This is a genomic window from Burkholderia diffusa (genome assembly GCF_902499115.1).
GTDB lineage: Bacteria > Pseudomonadota > Gammaproteobacteria > Burkholderiales > Burkholderiaceae > Burkholderia > Burkholderia diffusa.
In genome coordinates, this window is record NZ_CABVPN010000008.1 from 172,049 (window position 1) to 190,362 (window position 18,314).

Here is an 18,314-nt window from a genome sequence, read left to right on the forward strand (position 1 = left end):
CAAGCATAGGCGAACCCGATGCGGCTGCCTATATGCCAAACGGCCGACTGTGCGACGCGCATCAATGCCCGCAACATGAGCCGGTCACCGCGTCTTTGCACGACGCAACGGGCGAAGGCGACACGATGCGCCCATCCGGTCGCCGTTTCAAAGGTGAGGAGATACAGGAGGCATGGTGAGCAAGTTCGGGAATTGCAGGGCACGCAGCGCAAGTACGCGAGAGGTGATCGCAATCGGCGGTACGTCTGCACCGCGAAGATCGAGAATGCCAATGCGCGCATGCCGCGAAATTACGGGGTTGTTTACGGGAATTCACGGCAATACCCGGTCGAATCGCGGCGAATTCGCAAAACGATATCCGTTAATCGCGCGGCATTGGTGTTCAACTCGCGGTTTCGAGTCCTGCTGCGACTGCCCAAAAACAAAACGGTGCGACGGCCGCATGGCCGTTCGCACCGTCAGTCAGCGCACGAAAGGTGAGGATTTTCGGGAGTCAGTCCTTGATCAGGAAACGCGCGCGGTTCTTGCCGAGCCATGCCGGCGCCCGCCCGCGGCCACTCCACGTTTCGCCCGTCTTCGGGTTCAGGTACTTCGGCGGCAACGGACGCTTCGGTTTCGCGGCAGCAGCGGCGCCGATCGGTCGAAAACCGAGTTCTTCCGCGGTGATGTCGAATTCCTCGATTTTTGCCCGAATGGCGGCAATCGCATCGGCAATCGCCTTTTCGCGTTCCTTGTCGATCTTTTGCTGAAGTCTTTCGAGCTGCGCTGTCAGTTGCCTGTAGGTCGCCATATGGATGGGACTCCGTGAGTGTTATTCATGAAAAATAGCCGACTCCAAGCTAATAGAAAAGCGTCTCACCCGACTACGGTCTCTTTATCCGATCATGTCGGGATCAATAACCGCTTTTCTTCTTGCATGCGAAGAGAAGATTTCGCATTGCGTCATCGGTCGATTGCTGAAGGACGTCGAATTCACCGTTGCAGATGGCTCGGGCATTGTCCGTGCAATTGCTCCAGTCGCTACCGGTGCACTGCACCTGCGTGGTCGGGCGCCCATCCGAAGTGAACAGTGGCGCCCCGCCGCCGCACCCGCCGAGCCCCGCAACGAGGGCCAACAATCCGGCCCGACGCCAATGCATTCGAGGCCACCGACAGACCGACGCAAGCATGTGTTTCATTGTTCTTTCCGTCAACCGATTTTTTAATGCCGCGAGTATGCCATGCACCGCCGTCAGTCGTTCAGTCAGGCGCCCGGTCGGGCCGTCCACGCGTCTTGTACGGCACGGCCCGGTGCGGATCGTCGGTGATGCGAACGAACACCTGCTCGACGTCGGGAAGCGCGCCGAGTTCGCGCTCCAGCGCCTGCCGATCGAATGCCGGATCGGCACACCCTTCGACATAGATGAAGCGCCGCTGCACGGTGATCCACAGGCTCGTGCCCTGCAGACGATCGGTGCCCGCGAAATGCGCTTTCGCCGCCTCGGCGATCGGCGCGTCATACATATACGAATTCGGTTTCGTGCAGCGGTGGGCGAGCCAGCAGGTGGTCCCGCGCTCGACGCGGTAATGCGCGTCGTCTTCCATCTCGGCGCGCGTCATCCACGGGCCGAGCGGCAGCGGGCATTCGGCGAAGCCTCGCGACAGTGCGACGAACGGATCGTTGTACCAGTTGCGTCGCACCGCGGGTGTGTCCGCGTCACCCGCCTGTGCGAGCGAGGACGTCGCCACCAGTACGGCCAGCCATCCGGCAATTGCGATTCGCTTCATCGTCGTCTCCTGTCGGGCACTTCACCGGTGCCGTTCCTCATGTCCGGGCGCATCCACCGTCGCTTGCTACCGGGCGATCCCGAGCGCCGTCAGTTTCTTGTACAGCGTCGCCCGGCCGATGCCGATGCGCGCGGCCGCTTCGACCACCTTCCCGTCGCATGCCGCAAGGGCGTCGATCAGGAACTGACGCTCCCACGCGGCCAATGCATCGGTATACGAAACGACCGGCGCACCAGGCGCCCCCGCTGCATCGCCCGCATCCCGGCCGACCGGCGACGGAGCAGCCCGCGTGCCCGCCGGCACGCTATCCGGCACCACGCGCACCGGCCCGAGGAACGGCGCGAGCGCACCCGCATCGATCACCGAGCGATCCGACAGCATCAGCGCACGCTCGAGCGTGTTGCGCAGCTCGCGTACGTTGCCCGGCCACGGGTACGCGCACAGCATCCGCAGCGCATCGTCGGTCAGTTCGCAGTGCGCAGCGCGACCGTGCTGCGCGGCCAGCTCCTCGAGCGTCGCGTAGACGAGCGCCGCGATGTCGGACGCGCGTTCGCGCAACGGCGGCGCATGAATCGTCAGCACATTGAGCCGGTAATAGAGATCCGCGCGAAAACGGCCGGCCTCGACCAGCGCGGGCAGGTCAGCCGACGTCGCGGCGATGATCCGCACGTCGGCACGCACGATCCGGTTCGAGCCGACCGGTTCGAACTCCTTGTCCTGCAATACGCGCAGCAGCTTGCCCTGCAGCGGCAGCGGCATGTCGCCGATCTCGTCGAGAAACAGCGTGCCGCGATCAGCCAGCTCGAACTTGCCGACGCGTCCCTTGCGATCGGCACCGGTATACGCGCCCGGCGCCGCGCCGAAGAATTCGGTTTCGAGCAGCGTGTCGGGAATCGCGGCCACGTTGACGGTCACGAGCGGCTGGAGCGCACGCGCCGACGCCGCGTGAATCGCATGCGCGAGCAGTTCCTTGCCGGTGCCCGTCTCGCCGAGCAACAGCACCGGCGAATCGACCTGTGCGGCGCGCCGCGCCTGCCGCTTGGTTTCGAGGCTTGCGGCGCTCGTGCCGACGAAACTCGCGAACGTGTATTTCGCACGGCGTGCCTGCGCGAGCGAACGCTGCGTCGCGATCAGCTGCTGCTGAAGCTGCGCGTAGCGGGAAAAGATCGGCGTGAGCGTCTTCAACTGGTCGAACAGTGCGAAGCCGATCGCGCCGACCGTCTCGCCCGCCTCGTTCTTCAACGGCAGGCGTGTGACGACGAGCGGCTCGCGGCCCGTCTCCATGATGTCGAGCAGGATCGGCTGTCCGGTCGACACGACCTCACGCATCAGGCTGTTCGGAATCACCGCCTCGCAGTCGAGGCCGACCGCCTGCTGCGGATCGGCGAACCCGAAGCGCGCCGCATAACGCTCGTTCATCCACACGACGCGCGCGTCGCGATCGACGACCACCGTGCCCGCGCTCGAATCCTCGAAAGTCCGAAACAGCGACTCGGCGGCGCGCCGCAGCACATCGCCGTAATTGACGGGCAGGCGGACCCAGTCGTTCATCATCGTGTCGTTGTCTCCGCGTATGCTTGGCCGGATATCTCCGGAACGAGACGCAGTATCTCATTTCGGAGACATCCCGGAATCCCTTGTCCGGGAAAGCCCTGCCCGATTCAGAGGGCGGTCTTGGCGGCCGAATCGTCTCCCGATGGAGACGATTTATGTAGAATCTTCAGACATTGGCCGGCGCGGGCCCGCCAGCCAGCGCCGGATCCACGTCCGGCGGCGCAATCCGGCCGATGGCACGAAACCTGCACGAACCTGAGCCGGTTCGCGGCGCGTCCCGCGATCGAACAACAACCAAAGCCATTCCAAGCTATTAGGAGACTCCCTTGTCTTTCGTGATCGTCCTTGCCGCGCTGGCGTTCCTGATGTTCGCCGCGTATCGCGGCTACAGCGTGATCCTGTTCGCGCCGATCGCCGCGCTCGGCGCGGTCCTGCTGATCGAACCCGCGGCCGTCGCACCGGTCTTCTCCGGCATCTTCATGGAGAAAATGGTCGGCTTCGTCAAACTGTATTTCCCGGTCTTCATGCTCGGCGCCGTGTTCGGCAAGGTGATCGAACTGTCCGGATTCTCCGAGTCGATCGTCCATGCCGCGATCCGCTACATCGGCCGTTCGCGTGCGAATGCGGTGATCGTCGCGGTGTGCGCGCTGCTCACCTATGGAGGCGTGTCGCTGTTCGTCGTGGTGTTCGCCGTGTATCCGTTCGCGGCCGAACTCTATCGCCAGAGCAATATTCCGAAGCGGCTGATGCCCGGCGCGATCGCGCTCGGTGCGTTCTCGTTCACGATGGACTCGCTGCCCGGCACGCCGCAGATCCAGAACATCATCCCGACCACGTTCTTCAAGACGACCGCCTGGGCCGCACCCGCGCTCGGCACGATCGGCTCGCTGTTCATCATCATCGTCGGCCTCTCGTATCTGGAATGGCGCCGCCGTTCGGCGATGGCGAAGGGCGAAGGCTACGGCACGTCGCTCGTCAACGAGCCGGAGCGCGTCGAAGCGACGGCACTGCCGCATCCGGCGCTGGCGATCCTGCCGCTGATCCTCGTCGGCGCATCGAACTTCACGTTCACGAAACTGATTCCGCAGTGGTACGGCGCCGCGTCGTACACGGTCGCGCCGGACGTGCTGCCCGGCGTGCACACGCCGGTCACGACGTCGATCAAGACCGTCGTCGCGATCTGGTCGGTCGAGGCCGCGCTGCTGCTCGGCATCGTGCTGGTCGTGCTGACCGCGTTCAAGCGCGTCAGCGACCGCTTCGCGGCCGGTTCGAAGGCCGCCGTCGGCGGCGCGCTGCTCGCCGCGATGAACACGGCGTCGGAATACGGTTTCGGTGGCGTGATCGCCGCGCTGCCGGGCTTCCTCGTCGTCAGCGACGCGCTGAAGAGCATTCCGAACCCGCTGGTGAACGCGGCTGTGTCGGTCAGCTCGCTCGCCGGCATCACCGGTTCGGCGTCGGGCGGCATGAGCATCGCGCTCGCCGCGATGTCGGACCTGTTCATCAAGGGCGCGCAGGCAGCCAACATTCCGATGGACGTGCTGCACCGGGTGGTCGCGATGGCCAGCGGCGGCATGGACACGCTGCCGCACAACGGCGCGGTCATCACGCTGCTCGCGGTCACGGGCCTCACGCACCGCGAGTCGTATCGCGACATCTTCGCGGTCACCGTGATCAAGACGCTCGCAGTGTTCTTCGTGATCGCCGTGTACTACACGACGGGCCTCGTGTAAGCCCCGCATCGGGCGGCGTTCCGAACGCCCGCCGCACCTCGTCCGGCCGCATCGCCGCGGCCGGCGCACCTTCCTTCCTCTGCACGCCAGGGCTGGGCGACCGACCCGGCATTGTCGAAGCATGCAGCGCAACGCGGGGCGCGACGCGCCGCACCTTCCCGACACCTCCGCGCGCAAACCGGGGCGGATCGCCGGGGTTCTCATCCGCCGGTTCGTCCCCCGCCCGACCGGAGCCGCTCGGCGCTACCTCGCCGCACGGCCCGGACGGCCCGACGCCCGTCACGCACCGCCATCTGGCACCGTCCACGTCCACGTCCACGTCCACGTCCACGTCCACGTCCACCATCCATTGTTACGGGCGGCAGAACACTGAGTTAGGCGCGACCGCATTTTTCGCGCGCGTGGCCGGGCCTACACTGCTTTCAACCGCCGCCGCTCCGTCGAAAGGCCGGCCGCACAGCTGGAAACACGGAGGTCACGATCATGAAGCGCCTGATTCACGCAGTTGCCGTTGCCCTGGCCGTATCCGCGCCGCTCGCCGCGCAAGCGCAGTCGAACCCGCCGCTCACGCGCGCGCAGGTTCACGCCGAAGTGAAGGCGCTCAAGCAGGCCGGTTTCCAGCCGAGCGATTGGTTCTACCCGGCCAGCATCGTTTCCGCCGAAGCGAAGATCGCCCATCAGCAGCGTGCCGGGTATGGCAGCGACCAAGGTGCATCGTCGGAGTCGAGCCACTAATCGCCGTCACGACGCGGCCGTCCCGTCCGGCCGCTTCCGCGCAAGCCATCACGCCTTCACCGGCTCGATCAGTTTCGCGCATGCCGCTGCCTGCGGATCGCCCGCAGGCAACTTCGCGCACACCCCGTCGAACTGCTTCACGACCGACCTGACCGACGCATCGTGCGCGCCGCCGCCGCGCCAGCGATTCAGTTGCGTCACGACCTTGGTCAGCGCGCGCAGGTTCGCCCCATAAAACGCATCCTTGGTCTTGCCGGCCTGCGCGAGCACGCTCGCGGCGATCGCTTCGATCCGCGCCGAATCGTCCGGCGCCAGCGCGACCGCATTCGCGAAATAGGTCGCGCCCCAGCGCAGCTTCGTCGCCGGGCCGCTCGCCGAGTCGTACGCCTTCCGGTACCAGTCAAGCGCCGCGGCCTTGTCGCCGCGCGCCTTCGCATTCGCCGCCAGTCCCGACATGAAGTAGTACGGCGTCGCCGAACGCGGCAACTCGGCCTTCAGCAAGACGTCGGATTCGTCGTACAGCCCGGCGTCGGTCAGCGTGTCCGCCGCTTCGCTGACGAGCGCCTGCCGCTCGTACGCGTTCGCGGCGCCCTGCACCGATGCCGCGATCTGCTTGCGTGCGGTATCGACCAGCGCCGGCGCGGCGAGCGGCGCGCCGTCGTGCGCGTCGCCGCGCGCGAGCAGCACGCGGCCGTGCAGCGCCATCAGACGGTCGATCGACGACAGCGTCGCATCGGTCGACAGGCGCGCGAGCGCCGTGTCGTACGCGCCGCGCAGCTTCGTGCGCTGCGCGGCGTCGGCGCCGAGGTACGCGACCACGCGCGCGGGCGCTGCGACGAGCACGTCCGAATCGGCGCGCGCCAGCGCCGGCTCGCGCAGCACCGCGCGCAGCGCGTCGACGAGCGCCGCCTTGTCGAGCGCGCCGGCCTGCGCGGGATCGTCCGATGCCGCCACCACCGCCGACTTCAGCGCGAACCGCGCGGCGTCCGCCTTCGCGCCAGCCGCACGCGCACGTTGCGACAGCGTCTGCAGCGTCACCGCGACACGGTCGGACGGCACCGGCAGCGCGCCGTCGGTGTCCCAGGAATAGTCGGCCAGCAGATGCCATTCGGCCGGCGTCAGCGCCGCGCCGTTGTTCAGCGCGGTCGCGAGCGTCTGCCGCACCGGATGCGCGGCCGTCATCCCGAGCGACAGCGCCTGCATGTAGCGTTCGAGATCGGCCTCGCCCGGCAGCCGCGTCACTTCGGTGCCGTCCGGGCGGAACAGGATCATCGTCGGATAGCCGTGCACCTTGAAGCGCTCGCCGAGCTTCTGCGCGCTTTCGGTGTCGCCGTCGAGATATACGGGCACGAAGAACGACGAGCGGGTCTTGAACGCCTGCTGGCTGAAGATCGTCGACTTCACCTGGTTGCACGACGGACACCACACGGCGCCCCAGTACAGCAGCAGCGGCTTGCCGGTGCGCTTCGCGAGCGCGAACGCGGCATCGACGTCACCCTGCTGCCACGCGATGCCGGGCGGCAGATGCGCGCCGTCGGGCGATGCGTTCGCCACCGGGGCGCCCGCGGGCGCGGCAGCGGCAAGCGCCGCACTGGCGGCGGCGAACAGGCAGGCGGCGGTGAGATTGCGAAGAGCGGTTTTCATCGAAGCGGGTTCCGTTGAACAAGACGGTTTCAGGGAGATGCCGCGCACGCAACGAGGGCCGTGAAGCGATGACGATGAGGCCGGCCGACATGCAGCGCCGCGCATGTATCGATACAAAAAAGCGAAGCCGGCCGCAGCGACCGGCACATCGTTCGACGATACGACGGGTACAACCGAAGGAAAACGAACGAATTCTCGATTGAATATGACGCGCGGCGTCGCGGCCGCGTGCCGTCACGTCCGCGACGGCCGGTCCTTCACTGCGGCGCCTTGATCCGGGCCATGTGATACACGGACGCATGCACGCCGTCGCGCAACGCGTAATCCGGCGATTCGCCCTCGATGCGGAAACCGTGTTTCTCGTAGAGCGCGATCGCCGCGCGGTTGTCGGTGAACACGGTCAGCTCGAGACGCGTGATGTTCAGCCAGTTCTCCGCGAGATCGATCGCGGCCGCGAGCAGCCGGCCGCCGATGCCGCGCCCGTGACGGGCCGCGTCGACCATCATGCCGAGCGCCGCCGCGTGGCGCCGGCGCGGATTCGGCTCGGGATGCAGGCCGAGATGGCCGACCACCGTGCCGTCGATTTCGGCAACGAGGCTCACGCCGTGCTCGCGCACGTTGTCGAGCCGCTTCTGCCATTTTTCGAGCGACGGAAACGGCTGCTGCAACGTATTCATGTACACCGCGGGATGCGCGGCAATCTGTCGGATCGCGTCGACGTCGTGCGTCTCGCTGTGCCGGATCGTGATATCGGTCATGGGTGGGCCGGTTCCGAAATGTCGCGCCGAAGGCGCGGACTGCGCAGGCGCGCAGCAATGCGTCGAGCTTAGCCGATTTCACGCATTTGAAACACGGGTGTCACGCCGTTGCACGTCAGGTTGTATCCGCAACGAAGCGTGCTCGCGCGATCCCCGCCAATCCGGAAAATTCTGACCGGTCACGCGTGCGGCGATCGGTAATTTCTTACCATTTTCAACCTCGCATCGCGCTCGAACGAATCGTTGCGCACGCAACGTCATGTGCGCGACATGCGATGTCATTTCTTCATCACGTCGACGTCATGTCGCCTCCCTAGACTGGGCGCCGCTCCAGCCCGGCACGCGCCGGTCCGGTGTGTGCCGACACCTGCCCCGCGCATCACGAGCGCGCGGCACGCAGGATTGCGACGGCGGCCGCGCCATCCGCGCGACGTCGCGCATCGCGCATCGCGCATCGCCGCGATACGCGTCCGATGCCCCGAACGCGCACGCATCGCCGATCGTCCCGGGGCGCGACGATGCCCGGTCACCGCCAGACGAACTCGCGAACGCTCCCACCCTCACAGGATCCAAACACCATGACGTCACGCCGCAAATTCCTTCAGCAGACCGCCGGTTCCGGCCTCGCCGCCGCCGCGCTGTCCGCGTTTCCGCCGAGCATCCGCCGCGCGCTCGCCATTCCCGCCTTCCACGAAACGGGGACCATCAAGGACGTCAAGCACGTCGTGTTGCTGATGATGGAGAACCGCGCGTTCGACGGCTACTTCGGCACGTTCAAGGGCGTGCGTGGTTACGGCGACCGCTTCGCGGTGCCGTCGCCGAACGGCCGCGACGTGTTCTACCAGACCTACACGAAAGCGACGCCCGCGACCATCTTCACGCCGTACCACCTCGATGCGAGCCAGGGCAACGCGCAGCGCGCGGGCGGCACGCCGCATACGTGGGCCGACGCGCAGGCCGCGTGGGACCACGGCCGGATGAACTGCTGGCCCGACGCGAAGACGCCGCTGTCGATGGGCTATTACGACGCGGCCGAGGTGCCGTTCCAGCGCGCGCTCGCCGACGCGTTCACGCTCTGCGACCACTATCACTGCGGGATGCACACGGGCACCATCGCGAACCGGCTGTTCTTCTGGAGCGGCACCAACGGCCCGAACGGCATCAGCCCGACCGACGGCAGCCGCGTGAAGGTCGCCGCGCTGAACAACCAGTTCAACGGCGGCAACGACATCGGCCCGTCGAGCCAGGGCTGGACGTGGACGACCTACGCCGACCGGCTGCAGCAGGCCGGCGTGAACTGGAAGGTCTACCAGAGCCTGATCGACAATTTCGGCTGCAACGAGATGATGAGCTTCCGCCACTGGCGCGCGGCCATCGAGCAGATGCCGGCCGCACGCCGGCCCGCGTACGTCGCGTCGACGGACATCACGCAGCCGGTGACGGCGGCCGGCGCGTTCTACGATCCGGCGATCGACGATCCGTTGAGCCCGCTCGCGAAGGGCTTCGGCAACACGATGCCGTACGGCTTTCTCGAAACGTTCCGCGACGACATCCGCAACGGCAAGCTCCCCGAGGTGTCGTGGATCATCCCGCCGTCCGCGTACAGCGAGCACCCGGGGCCGTCGAGCCCCGCTCAGGGCGCGTGGTACGTGCAGGCGGTGCTCGACGCACTGACCGCGAATCCGGACGTGTGGAGCAAGACCGTCCTGCTGATCAACTACGACGAGAACGACGGCTTCTTCGACCACATGCCGTCGCCGGCCGTGCCGTCGCGCAACGCGGACGGCTCGCTCGCGGGCGGCCATACGCTGGCGGCTGCCGACGTCGCCGTCGAGTACCACGACTTCGCGCCGGCCACGTCGAGCCAGCCGGCGGCCGACGGCCGGCCGTACGGGCCGGGCCCGCGCGTGCCGATGTGGGTCGTGTCGCCGTGGAGCCGCGGCGGCTGGGTCAACTCGCAGGTGTTCGACCATACGTCGACGCTGCTTTTCCTCGAGAAACGCTTCGGCGTCGTCGAGCCGCAGATCAGCGCATATCGCCGCACGGTGTGCGGCGACCTGACGAGCGCGTTCAACTTCCGCGCGCCGAACGACGAACCGCTGCCGACGCTCGCGGGCCGCACGACGAAAAGCCAGGTCGACGCGCTGAGCACCGCGCAGCAGGCCGCGCCGAAGATCACGCCGCCGGCCACGCCGTCGCCGCCTGCACAGGCCACCGGCGTGCGCCCGTCGCGCGCGTTGCCGTACGAGCTGCATGCGAGCGCGCAGGTCGATCCCGGCAAGGGCACCGTCACGCTGAAGTTCGCGAACACGGGCCGCGCGGCCGCGGTGTTCCACGTCTACGACAAGCTGCATCTCGACCGCGTGCCGCGCCGCTACGTCGTCGAACCAGGCAAGGCGCTGCGCGGCGACTGGGCGGCGCTGGCCGACGACGGCGGCAGTTATGACCTGTGGGTGCTCGGCCCGAACGGCTATCACCGCCGCTTCACCGGCGATCTGGCCCGGCTGACCGGCGAACACACGCCGCATCCGGAAATCCGGGTCGGCTATGCGGGCGCGAGCGGCAACCTGCATCTGCGGCTGCGCAACGACGGCGGCAGCACGGTGCGCTTCACGGTGAAGTCGAACAAGGTGTACGGCCAGTTGTCCGGCCGCGGCGCGACCGACGATCGCGGGCACGGCAACGACACGGGCACGACGTGGACCGTCGCGGTACACGCCGGCGGCCAGTCGGAACTGCACTGGAACCTCGACTCGACCGGCCACTGGTACGACTTCGTCGTCACCGCCGACAGCGACGCGAGCTTCTCGCGCCGCGTGGCCGGCCGCGTCGAAACGGGTCGCCACTCGGTCAGCGACCCGGCGATGGGGTTCGCCGACCGCTTCTGACGGCACCTGCGCCCGCCCGGCGCGAGCACCGGCCGGGCGCCTGGAGCGGCGCGGTCCGATCCGGCTGAAACGCCCGCCCGGCGCGGCTCAAACATCAGAAGGATGGGTGGTGCAGCCCTCATTTCATGTCCACGAAAATGCTCCGTGTTGCGGCCCGTTCGCGTTAAACTTCGTCAAGCTGCATTCAACAACGACATCTTCGCCAATCTGGCACACACGACACGAGGATAGGTTCGATGCGCACTACCGGCTCATCCGGGGCAATGACCCTGCTCACCGAACACGACCCGGCCGACGGCCGCGAACTGCGCTCGCTCAGGCTCGAATCGACCGCCGACGGCAAGAGCGTGCTGCTGATCGAGATCGACGAACGCAAGCCCGGCATTCACCGCGAGGTCCGCTACGAGATCACGCCGGCCGAGCTGATCGCCGCGATCCGCTCGCACGGGGCCGAGCTGCCCGGAGAAAACCACGGCGCCGCCTCGCTCGCCCGCTCCTCTTCCTGATGTCCGACGGTGAGCCACGTGCAACGCACTGGCTCACCGTTCTGTCCGCATTTCCCTGCCGCCGTCAGGCGCTTTCCGTCATTCCCCTCCGCCCGGTTGAAAATGGCCGATAATCGGCCAATCCGCGCATCTTCCTCACGCGCTTCCTTTTCGGCCAGCCGTCATGCTCCGTGACCTCGTCGCCCAATACGGGCCGCTTCTCGTCTTCGCCAATGTACTCGCGGCGGCCATCGGCCTGCCCGTGCCGGCGATGCCGACGCTCGTGCTGTTCGGTGCGATGGCCGCGATGCATCCGGCGATGATCGGCTCGCAGCTCTTGACGGTGCTGGCGCTGTCGGTCCTCGGCGCGCTGATCGGCGACACGGCGTGGTACGTCGCCGGGCGGCGCTACGGCGGCACGACGCTCAAGACGATCTGCCGGCTGTCGCTGTCGCGCGATACCTGCGTGAGGAAAACCGAACGCTTCTTCGGCCGCTACGGCGTGCGCGTGCTCGCGGTCGCCCGCTTCATTCCGGGGCTGTCGCTCGTGTCGGTGCCGATGGCCGGCGCGCTCGGCACGCGCTATCGCACGTTCGCCGGCTACGATGCGCTCGGCGCCGCGCTGTGGACGACCGTCGGGCTCGTCGCGGGGCTCGTGTTCTACCGGCAGATCGACTGGCTGTTCGCCGGCGCGAGCCGGCTCGGCCGCGCGGTGCTGCTGGTGATCGTCGCGCTGCTGGCCGTCTATGCTGCCGTGCGCTGGATGCGCCGCCGCGCGCTGATCCGCCAGCTCGCGAGCGCGCGGATCGGCGTCGACGAGCTCGACCTGCTGCTGCGCGACGCGGCCGCGCCGGTGGTGCTCGACGTGCGTTCGCCCGAGCACCGCAAGCTCGACCCGTTCACGATTCCCGGTGCGCAATTCGCGGACGAGCGGCACATCGAGGACATCGTCGCGCGCTACCCGTTTTCGCAGAAGTTCGTCGTGTATTGCTCGTGCCCGAACGAAGTGACGGCGGCGCTGATGGCCAAGCGCCTGCTCGATGCAGGCTTCACCGATGCGCTGCCGCTGCGCGGCGGCCTCGACGCCTGGCGCGACACGGGCCGCCAGCTCACGTCGCTGGTGGAAGACATCCCCGCCGCGAACGATCCGGTGGCGGGGTTGCACAAGCCGGCCTGATCGAGCTGATCGCAGGCCGGCGGCGCGAGACGAACAGTTTCGAAGGGGGCGTCGCGCCCCCCTTCGATCAGAACGCGTGCAGCGGCACGTTCACGACCAGACGGTATTCCTTGTTGGTCGCGTCCGAGTAGTGCGCGGAACCGTTGTGCCACATCGCGATGAACGTGACCTTCGTGTCCTTCAGCTTGCCGCTCTGGAACGTGTACGACGGGATGAAGCCGAACTCGTGGTGACGGCCCTGCACCGGTGCGCCGTTGCTCCAGTAGATGCTCGACTTGCTCGGATCCGCCGCCGCGCCCGCGCTCGCATCCGCGCCCCAGCCCGTCACGCCCCATACCATCGCCTTGAAGCCCGGCAGGCCCGCTTCCTTGCCGTAGAACGTGTAACGCAGCTGCAGCGACTTTTCGTGCGGCGCGTTGTAGTCGACGTCCATCGAGTTGGTCAGGAAGATGCCGTTGGTTTCATTGAGGTAGTCGAAGAACTGGTCGCCGAGCACTTGCTGATAACCGAGCAGCAGTTCGTGCGGACCGTGTTGCGCGGCCAGCGACAGGCTGTACGCGTTGTTGTTGATCTTGCCCTGCAGCGCGTCGCCCGTATCGTGCGTCGAGTAAACGTTACCAAAGCCGGTCCACTTGATCGACTTCACATCGCCGATGCTGTGCTTCACCGACGCGTAGTACTGGTGCCACACGTCATCGGCCTGGTTCGCGTACAGCGCGACTTCGCCGTTCTCCGAATAGTCCCACGTGCCGCCGACGTAGGTCAGGCGATTGATGCGCGTGCCGCCATACTGCGTCGTGAGGTTGGTGAGCGTCGTGTGGCCGCGCGCATCGGTCTTCGTGAAGCTGCCGGCCTCGAGCATCACGTTCTTGAATTCGTTGCTGACGATCGTCGCGCCGAGAAACGTCGGCGGCAGCGCGCGGTTGTCATGCTGCTCCATGAACGGGTTGTCGACGGCCTGCAGACCGTACTTGACCACCGTGTTCGAGATGCGCGCCTTCACGTCGTAGATGCCCGGATAGGCCCACGCGAGCTGGTTCGAACCGCCGCCACCCTTCGCGATGTGCACCATGCTGCCGGCGCCGGCGCCGCCGTCGAGCTTCAGCGCCGCATACAGCGACGCGTCGAAGCCGATGCCGATCAGGCCGGTCGTATAGCCCGACTCGAAGTTCGCCATCGCGCCCTGGACCCACGCGTGACGATGCGGCCCGCCCTTGTTGTCCAGCGTGTCCGCATAGTTGCGGAACAGAAAGTTCAGGTGGCTGTCGGCAATGAAGCCGTTCGACTTCGACTGCGCCGAAGGCTCATCGGGCGGCGTGACGGTCTGGTTCGCCTCGGCGTTGATAATGGCGTTCGGGGTCGTTGCCTGCGCAACCGACGTGCTTGCGCCGGCGGACGGCGCGGCCTGCGCGACCGTCAGCGGTGCGGGGGCCGCGTCGTCGGCGTGCGCGACACCGCTCAGCGATACGCCGGCAAGCGCAGGCAAGCCCCATGCAAGCAGCATCTTCGATGCCGTCCCGATCGTCTTTTGCTTTTTCATCGTCATTCTCGTCTTGTGTTGATGTCGTCCACGCCGGTTGCGATCCGCTTCCAGCCCCCCGGCGAGCCCGGTTAAGGACGCGCCTTTACCCGCGACGCGAAGATCGTTCGCGCCGCACCCTACCCCTGTTGACCTGCCTGGTTATGTTTGCTGCGTCACTTCACGCCGCCACGCCCGCCCGGATGCACGCGACACGCGCCGCCGAGCCGTGCCGCACTTCCGGCAGCGGCACGTCCTGCGCACACGCGTCGATCGCGACCGGGCAGCGCGTGCGAAACGCGCAGCCGGACGGCGGGTTGAGCGGCGACGGCATCTCGCCCGCCAGCAGCATCGGACGGCGAGCACGCTCGCGCGCCGGCTCCGGCGTCGGCGCCGCATCGAGCAGCGCCTTCGTGTACGGGTGCTGCGGCACGCCGTACACGTCATGCCGCGTGCCGAACTCCATCACGCGGCCGAGATACATCACGAGCACGCGCTGGCTGATGGCCTTCACCACCGCCAGGTCGTGCGCGACGAACAGATAGGACAACGACAGTTCGCGTTGCAGATCGCGCAGCAGGTTCACGATCTGCGCCTGGATCGACACGTCGAGTGCCGATACGGGCTCGTCGCAAATCACGAGCTTCGGCTCGCCGATCAACGCGCGCGCGATACCGACGCGCTGGCACTGTCCGCCCGAAAATTCGTGGGAGTAGCGCAGCAGGTGATGCGCGTTCAGGCCGACACGCTCGAGCATCGTGACCACGCGGCGCCGCACTTCGGCGCGGCCAAGGCCGGCGTGGTGCGTGACGAGCGGCTCCGCAACGATCTGTTCGATCGTCATGCGCGGATCGAGCGACGCGAGCGGATCCTGGAAGATCATCTGCACTTCGCGGCGCATCGCGGTGCCGCGCAGGTGATCGGGCGCGACGGCTTCGCCGCGCCAGCGCACCGTGCCTGCCGTCATTGGCACGAGGCCGATCAGCGCACGCGCGAGCGTCGACTTCCCGCAGCCCGACTCGCCGACGAGCCCGACCGTCTCGCCGCGCTTCACGTCGAACGACACGCCGTCGACCGCGAGCAGCGTGCCCTTGGGCGACCACGGATAGCCGCCGAGCGGCACGCGGAAATGCACCTTCAGATCCTCGACGGACAGCAGCGTGTCGCCCGTCGCGCCGGCATTGCGGCGTTCATCGACGCTCATCGCAGACCTCCCGTCAGATCGGCCAGCGGCCGGTGGCACGCGCGCACCGCGCCCGCGACGCCATAGGTTTCGAGCGCGGGGCGCGCGGCACCGCAGCGCGCCTCCGCATACGTGCAGCGTTTCGCGAACGCGCAGCCGGCCGGTGCGGTGCCGGGCATCGGCGGATTGCCGGGAATCGCGACGAGCGGCGCATCGTCGGCGTCGGTCAGGCGCGGCAGCGCGTTGAGCAGACCGATCGTGTACGGATGCGACGGCGCCGCGAAGATCGATTCGGCCGGCGCGTATTCGACGGTGCGGCCCGCATACATGACCATCACGTCGTCCGCGAGGCCTGCGACCACGCCCATGTCGTGCGTGATCAGCACGATCGCGGTGCCGCGCTCGCGGTTCAGCTCGCGCAGCAGATCGATGATCTGCGCCTGCACGGTCACGTCGAGCGCGGTGGTCGGCTCGTCGGCGATCAGGATTTCCGGCTCGGACAGGAGCGCCATCGCGATCATCACGCGCTGGCGCATGCCGCCGGAGAATTCGTGCGGATACATGCGGATGCGGCGCGCCGCATCCGGAATGCGCACCGACTCGAGCGCCTCGATCGCGCGCCTGGTCGCCTCCTTGCGCGACAGCTTGCGATGCAGTTGCAGCGTCTCGGTCATCTGCCGCTCGATCGTCAGGAACGGATTGAGCGACGTCATCGGATCCTGGAAGATCATCGCGATCCGGTCGCCGCGCACCGCGTTCAGCGCGCGCGTATCCATCTCGAGCAGGTTGTCGCCGCGATAGCGCGCGGCGCCCGTCGTCGTGCCGTTGCCAGCCAGGAGGCCGAGCAGCGCCATCACGGTCTGGCTCTTGCCCGAGCCCGATTCGCCGACGATGCCGAGCGTCTTGCCGGCTTCGAGCGAGAACGACACGCCGCTCACGGCGTCGATCGGCGGCGCGTCCTTGCGCGTGAAGCGCACGCCGAGGTTGTCGACTTCGAGTAATGCAGTCATCTCAGCGATCCTTCGGGTCGAGCGCGTCACGCAGGCCGTCGCCAACGAAGTTCACGCAGTAGAGCGTCACGCACAGCATGACGGCCGGGGCCAGCAGCAGCCACGGCATCGATTCGAGTTTCTGCGCGCCATCCTGGATCAGTACGCCCCAGCTCGTCATCGGTTCCTGCACGCCGAGGCCGAGGAACGACAGCACCGATTCGGTCAGCACGATGTTCGGCACCGAAACAGTTGCATACACAACGACCACGCCAAGCAGGTTCGGCACGACATGGCGCACCACGATCGATGCCGGCGACACGCCGATCGCGCGCGCCGCGTCGACGAACTCGCGGTTGCGCAGCGACAGCGTCTGGCCGCGCACGACGCGTGCCATGTCGATCCACGAGAACGCGCTGATGGTCAGCACGACCAGCATGAACGAGCGGCCGAACAGGGTCATCATCAGGATCGCGATCAGCAGGTACGGGATCGCGTACATCATGTCGACGACGCGCATCATCGCGGAGTCGACACGGCCGCCCGCGAAACCGGCGGTCGCGCCCCATGCGACGCCGAACAGGCCGGACACCAGCGTGCCGAGCAGGCCGACCTCGATCGACACGCGGCCGCCGATCAGCGTGCGCACGAGCAGGTCGCGGCCGAGTTCGTCGGTGCCGAACCAGTGCTGGTTCGCGAGCGTCGGCGGCAGGCTGATCGCGCCCCAGTCGCTCGCGGCGGGATCTGCGGCGAGCAGCCACGGGCCGACGAAACACGCGAGCGTGATGAGCGCGAGCAGCACGAGGCTGAACACGGCCGCGCGGTTGTGAAGGAAGCGCGCGAACGCGAGCGCGAGCGGCGAGCGCGAACGCGGCGGCGAATCGGTCTGCACGGGCAGGCCGACGACGGGAGTAGTCGGAGTCATCGCGGTGCCTCGCTCAATAACGGATGCGCGGATCGAGCCACGCATACGCGAGGTCGACCAGCAGGTTGAACAGCACCGCGCAGACGGTGGTCAGCACGACGAGGCCGAGCACGAGCGTGTAGTCGCGGTTGATCGCGCCGTTCACGACGAGCTGCCCGAGCCCCGGCAGCGCGAACACCGATTCGGTGACGACTGCCGCCGTGATCGACGTGATGCAGACCGTGCCGAACAGCGACACGACCGGCATCAGCGCGGGCTTGAGCGCGTGACGCAGCACGATGGTCGAGCCCGGCAGGCCCTTCGCGCGCGCGGTGCGGATGTAGTTGCTCGACAGCGTCTCGATCATCGAGCCGCGCATCACGCGTGCGAGCAGCGACACGTTGATGAAGGTCAGCAGCACGATCGGCAGCAGGCGGTACTGCCAGCCGCCGTCGCCCCAGCCACCGGCCGGCAGCCAGCCGTTGCCGGCCGACGTCTTCAAGAGGATCGCGAAGATCCACACCAGCACCGGCCCGAGCACGAAAGGCGGCACGACGTTGCCGAAGTTGCCGATCAGCATCACGAAGCGATCGATCACGCTGTCGCGGCGAACGGCCGCGACGGTACCCAGCAGCACGCCGAACACGATCGAGATCGGGATCGACACCCCGCCCACGCCGAGACTTACGGGCAGCGCCTTCTTCACGAGATCGTTCACCGACCAGTCGACGTAACGGAACGACGGGCCGAGATCGCCTTGCAGCAGCGAACCGAGATACAGCAGGTACTGCTTCCACAGCGGCTCGTCGAGGTGGTACTTCGCGTTCAGGTTCGCGAGCGTCGCCGCGGACAGCTGCTTCTCCGTATCGAACGGACCGCCGGGCGTGAAGTGCAGCAGCAGGTAGCAGACGGTGATGACGGCGAGAATCGTCGGCACCGCCCACAACGTGCGTCTCAATGCGTAGGCCAGCATGATCGCTC

At 67.1% G+C, this 18,314-nt stretch carries 16 protein-coding genes; 5 read left to right on the plus strand and 11 right to left on the minus strand.

Annotated elements, in window-relative coordinates; translation table 11 throughout:
- Nucleotides 1–493 precede the first annotated feature (493 nt).
- The 4 genes from BTE28158_RS10410 to BTE28158_RS10420 all read right to left on the minus strand — a co-directional run bounded on the left by BTE28158_RS10410 (nucleotide 494) and on the right by BTE28158_RS10420 (nucleotide 3,321).
- Entirely contained in the window at nucleotides 494–790 is a 297-nt protein-coding gene (locus BTE28158_RS10410) for an H-NS histone family protein (protein WP_059467298.1), read from the minus strand.
- Between the two features lie 103 nt (nucleotides 791–893).
- Complete coding sequence (locus BTE28158_RS32440; RefSeq protein WP_226115234.1) at nucleotides 894–1,178, minus strand: hypothetical protein; 285 nt, start codon at nucleotides 1,176–1,178, stop codon at nucleotides 894–896.
- A 61-nt stretch (nucleotides 1,179–1,239) separates the two neighbouring features.
- Nucleotides 1,240–1,767, minus strand: coding sequence for a BON domain-containing protein (locus tag BTE28158_RS10415; RefSeq protein ID WP_059598924.1), 528 nt, complete (start codon nucleotides 1,765–1,767; stop codon nucleotides 1,240–1,242).
- A 66-nt stretch (nucleotides 1,768–1,833) separates the two neighbouring features.
- Entirely contained in the window at nucleotides 1,834–3,321 is a 1,488-nt protein-coding gene (locus BTE28158_RS10420) for a sigma-54 interaction domain-containing protein (RefSeq protein ID WP_151049304.1), read from the minus strand.
- Between the two features lie 326 nt (nucleotides 3,322–3,647).
- Here BTE28158_RS10420 and BTE28158_RS10425 point away from each other — a divergent pair, with 326 nt between their 5' ends.
- A complete protein-coding gene (locus BTE28158_RS10425; protein ID WP_059598922.1) occupies nucleotides 3,648–5,051 on the plus strand; it encodes a GntP family permease in 1,404 nt (467 codons plus the stop codon).
- Between the two features lie 483 nt (nucleotides 5,052–5,534).
- Nucleotides 5,535–5,786 (plus strand): DUF4148 domain-containing protein, encoded by a 252-nt coding sequence (locus tag BTE28158_RS10430; protein WP_059598962.1) that lies wholly within the window; start codon nucleotides 5,535–5,537, stop codon nucleotides 5,784–5,786.
- Nucleotides 5,787–5,834: 48 nt separating this feature from the next.
- Here BTE28158_RS10430 and BTE28158_RS10435 read toward each other — a convergent pair whose 3' ends face one another.
- Together BTE28158_RS10435 and BTE28158_RS10440 are read right to left on the minus strand one after the other, a co-directional pair.
- Nucleotides 5,835–7,430: a thioredoxin family protein gene (locus tag BTE28158_RS10435; protein ID WP_174919844.1), complete on the minus strand. Its 1,596-nt coding sequence runs from the start codon at nucleotides 7,428–7,430 to the stop codon at nucleotides 5,835–5,837.
- A gap of 257 nt (nucleotides 7,431–7,687) precedes the next feature.
- Entirely contained in the window at nucleotides 7,688–8,188 is a 501-nt protein-coding gene (locus BTE28158_RS10440) for a GNAT family N-acetyltransferase (protein WP_151050607.1), read from the minus strand.
- A 578-nt stretch (nucleotides 8,189–8,766) separates the two neighbouring features.
- On the opposite strand from BTE28158_RS10440, the gene BTE28158_RS10445 reads away from it, so the two are divergent.
- The 3 genes from BTE28158_RS10445 to BTE28158_RS10455 all read left to right on the plus strand — a co-directional run bounded on the left by BTE28158_RS10445 (nucleotide 8,767) and on the right by BTE28158_RS10455 (nucleotide 12,738).
- Nucleotides 8,767–11,076, plus strand: a complete 2,310-nt coding sequence (locus BTE28158_RS10445) for a phosphocholine-specific phospholipase C (RefSeq protein WP_151050603.1) — start codon at nucleotides 8,767–8,769, stop codon at nucleotides 11,074–11,076.
- Nucleotides 11,077–11,312: 236 nt separating this feature from the next.
- Nucleotides 11,313–11,582 (plus strand): hypothetical protein, encoded by a 270-nt coding sequence (locus tag BTE28158_RS10450; protein ID WP_059598918.1) that lies wholly within the window; start codon nucleotides 11,313–11,315, stop codon nucleotides 11,580–11,582.
- Between the two features lie 163 nt (nucleotides 11,583–11,745).
- The gene (locus tag BTE28158_RS10455; RefSeq protein WP_124624490.1) at nucleotides 11,746–12,738 is read left to right on the plus strand and encodes a DedA family protein/thiosulfate sulfurtransferase GlpE; all 993 of its coding nucleotides are present in this window, start codon (nucleotides 11,746–11,748) and stop codon (nucleotides 12,736–12,738) included.
- Nucleotides 12,739–12,805: 67 nt separating this feature from the next.
- Here BTE28158_RS10455 and BTE28158_RS10460 read toward each other — a convergent pair whose 3' ends face one another.
- The 5 genes from BTE28158_RS10460 to BTE28158_RS10480 form a co-directional block, all read right to left on the minus strand.
- Nucleotides 12,806–14,278, minus strand: coding sequence for an OprD family porin (locus BTE28158_RS10460; protein WP_151050601.1), 1,473 nt, complete (start codon nucleotides 14,276–14,278; stop codon nucleotides 12,806–12,808).
- Nucleotides 14,279–14,438: 160 nt separating this feature from the next.
- On the minus strand, nucleotides 14,439–15,461 hold the full coding sequence (locus tag BTE28158_RS10465; RefSeq protein WP_170296453.1) for an ABC transporter ATP-binding protein: 1,023 nt from the start codon (nucleotides 15,459–15,461) through the stop codon (nucleotides 14,439–14,441).
- Nucleotides 15,458–16,450 carry an ABC transporter ATP-binding protein gene (locus BTE28158_RS10470; protein ID WP_124901733.1) on the minus strand — a complete coding sequence of 331 codons (993 nt, stop codon included), beginning with the start codon at nucleotides 16,448–16,450 and terminating at the stop codon, nucleotides 15,458–15,460. Before BTE28158_RS10470 ends, BTE28158_RS10465 begins: the two co-directional genes overlap by 4 nt.
- Nucleotide 16,451: 1 nt before the next feature.
- Nucleotides 16,452–17,354, minus strand: coding sequence for an ABC transporter permease (locus BTE28158_RS10475; protein ID WP_059598914.1), 903 nt, complete (start codon nucleotides 17,352–17,354; stop codon nucleotides 16,452–16,454).
- A 13-nt stretch (nucleotides 17,355–17,367) separates the two neighbouring features.
- Nucleotides 17,368–18,306, minus strand: coding sequence for an ABC transporter permease subunit (locus BTE28158_RS10480; protein ID WP_059598913.1), 939 nt, complete (start codon nucleotides 18,304–18,306; stop codon nucleotides 17,368–17,370).
- Nucleotides 18,307–18,314: the final 8 nt, after the last annotated feature.